General features: G+C 47.7%; 3 protein-coding genes and 1 pseudogene. 2 read left to right on the forward strand and 2 right to left on the reverse strand.

Annotated elements, in window-relative coordinates; translation table 11 throughout:
• A partial coding sequence (locus ABLA76_RS08980) for an AAA family ATPase (protein ID WP_348987663.1) occupies positions 1 to 744 on the reverse strand: 744 nt, incomplete at its 3' end.
• Positions 734 to 1,300, reverse strand: a pseudogene (locus ABLA76_RS08985) (IS481 family transposase); the annotation flags it as partial. The pseudogene ABLA76_RS08985 and the gene ABLA76_RS08980, both read right to left, overlap by 11 nt.
• A gap of 124 nt (positions 1,301 to 1,424) precedes the next feature.
• Here ABLA76_RS08985 and ABLA76_RS08990 point away from each other — a divergent pair.
• Together ABLA76_RS08990 and ABLA76_RS08995 are read left to right on the forward strand one after the other, a co-directional pair.
• A complete protein-coding gene (locus ABLA76_RS08990) occupies positions 1,425 to 1,697 on the forward strand; it encodes a DUF1778 domain-containing protein (RefSeq protein ID WP_348987664.1) in 273 nt (90 codons plus the stop codon).
• Complete coding sequence (locus ABLA76_RS08995; RefSeq protein WP_348987665.1) at positions 1,688 to 2,185, forward strand: GNAT family N-acetyltransferase; 498 nt, start codon at positions 1,688 to 1,690, stop codon at positions 2,183 to 2,185. Before ABLA76_RS08990 ends, ABLA76_RS08995 begins: the two co-directional genes overlap by 10 nt.
• Positions 2,186 to 2,364: the final 179 nt, after the last annotated feature.

A 2,364-nucleotide genomic window follows, 5' to 3' on the forward strand; every position in this document is an offset into this window, starting at 1 on the left:
TTGATAACCGGCTTCCATAGCCAACGTCAGATGCAACTGAACCTGTAATGGGGTACGGAGTTTCATTGCCAGTAAATCAATGGCATCTGTCGTCAGTATTTCTTCCGTTTTCCCTTTTCCCATACTGGTTTTCAGCATCCACTGAATGTATCCCCGTTGGCTGCCGGTGATCCCGTCCAGCGTGAAAATATCTGTCCGGTAGCCGATTTCTTCCATGGTGGGCCGCCGCAGGTCGTTACGTAGTTTGGGATGCCCTGCCAAAACCACTGATAAGCGGCCACCGCCATCTTCCACGACCTCCATCAGCCATTTTAGCCCGGTTAACGTATGTCCGTTTATATCATGGGCTTCATCCACAAACAGCGCTACTGTCCGCTTGCCTTTCCTGACCAGCTCTTGCAATTCACGTTCTCGGCGTTCACCTTGTTTGGGGATTTGTACCAGCTTATCCTGTGTCAGATCGTAAAATAATGCACTAATCAGCGTGGCAAGCTTAATGCTGTGTTTTTCGACTGACAGAGATTTAGCCACAATGATTTTGTTTTCATCCCGAAGTTGCTGTTGCAAACGGCGCAGGGTAACGGTTTTACCACTTCCGACTACGCCGCAGACAGCAACCAGCCGCCCCTCGCGGATAGCGCCTTTGATGTCCTTGATCAGCTGGTTATGATGTGCTGTTTCATAATAGCCCGCCTGATCAATGGGCTGTGCCAGTCCATAATATTCCATCACTTCAACCCGCATGATCTTCTCCTGATTGTCTGTTACGGAAATAATTTCTGACACGGGCGAGGACTTCCGTGCGGATGAGCGTTTCGGCCAGAATATCCTCAATGAACATCCGCTCTTCATCCGATAATTTAGCCAGTGGCATGGCCAAATCCTCCGCAATAGCCAGTTTTGCTGCAATGAAGGTGGGAAAATGGTATTCGAGTTCAGTGATATCAAAAGGTTGATGTTGCAGTTCGGGTGGATTTTCTACCTCACTGGTCAGTAGCTGGATATCGTGTCCCGACAGGGCACTGACAGGCAAATTCAGCTGGCTGGCCAGCGCACGGATACGATCAGACCTTTCAGCCGCCTTGCCACGCTTGAAAGCCCGGTAACGATGTAAGGGGATCGGCCCCGAAACCGGATAATAAGGTCCCCATTTTTCATCGTCAAAGTCCACAAGTATCTCATCGTCAAACAATCCCCACAGAATAATCACTTTTTCGCCCGCCATGTCCGGTTCCACTTCCCAGGATACGCCTTCAACCGTGACCCAGGCATCGATACCTACCCTGAGTGACTCTGGTTCATTGGGGATTTCATTTTCAGTGAGTGTGAGCCGGATTAAATGTGAGTAGCCACAGTTAAGTGTATAGCTATTAGTTATACATTTGCTATAATGACTGTCTACCAATTTGCTATACAGGTGATTTATGAGAACACAACCTAAAGAAACCCCGATTAACATCCGGGCGAAAGCCTTCCAACGGGAGCTTATTGACCATGCGGCAAACCTGCACTCAAAGACCCGAACTGATTTCATTTTGGATGCTGCCTGCCGTGCAGCCGAAGAGGCCATACTTGATCAGTGCCATTTTTTCGTTAACGACGAAAAATATCATGCGTTCATGCAAATGCTGGAGCAACCGCTTTCTGATAATGCAGGTTTTAAAAAACTCATGGGATATAAAGCACCGTGGGAATAAGCGCACCTGAAATATTAACGGCTGAACATAATATCAATGATTTTTATTGCCAGCATGAAACATTAAACGAATGGCTTTCGCGCCGGGCTTTAAAAAATAATAAGCCCGGCGCGAGCCGCACATTTGTTATTTGCAAGAAAGGCACAAAAGACGTTATTGGTTATTATTGTCTAAGCGCCGGCTCAATTAATCATATTGAATCTACACCATCGCTTAAACGCAATATGCCAGATCCTATCCCTGTGGTGCTTCTCGGCCGTCTGGCTGTCGATGTGGAGTATCAGGGGAAGAAGCTAGGAGCATTGCTTCTCCAAGATGCCTGGAAGCGTGTCGTCAGTACGGCGGAACAAGTGGGCATTTCAGCTATAATCGTCCACGCAATTGATGAAAGCGCCCGATCGTTCTATACGCGTCTTGGCTTCGCCCAGTCACCGTTAGAGCCATACACGCTAATGCTTCCATTAGGCCCAGTGAAAGCGAAGCTGTAAAATACTACATTTTTCATTTGCGGTTATCGTGAGCCGGATGAAATGGATTGCAAGCCGGAAAGATAATTGCAAGTTCATTCGCAGTTTACGTGAGTCCGCGGGGATTTTCATTTGCAATTAATGTGAGCCGAAAAACCGGATAAACGCGAGCCGCTACAGCTATGGAAGCCGGTTATCAA

This window comes from Xenorhabdus sp. SGI240 (genome assembly GCF_040081915.1).
Taxonomy (GTDB): Bacteria; Pseudomonadota; Gammaproteobacteria; order Enterobacterales; family Enterobacteriaceae; genus Xenorhabdus; species Xenorhabdus bakwenae.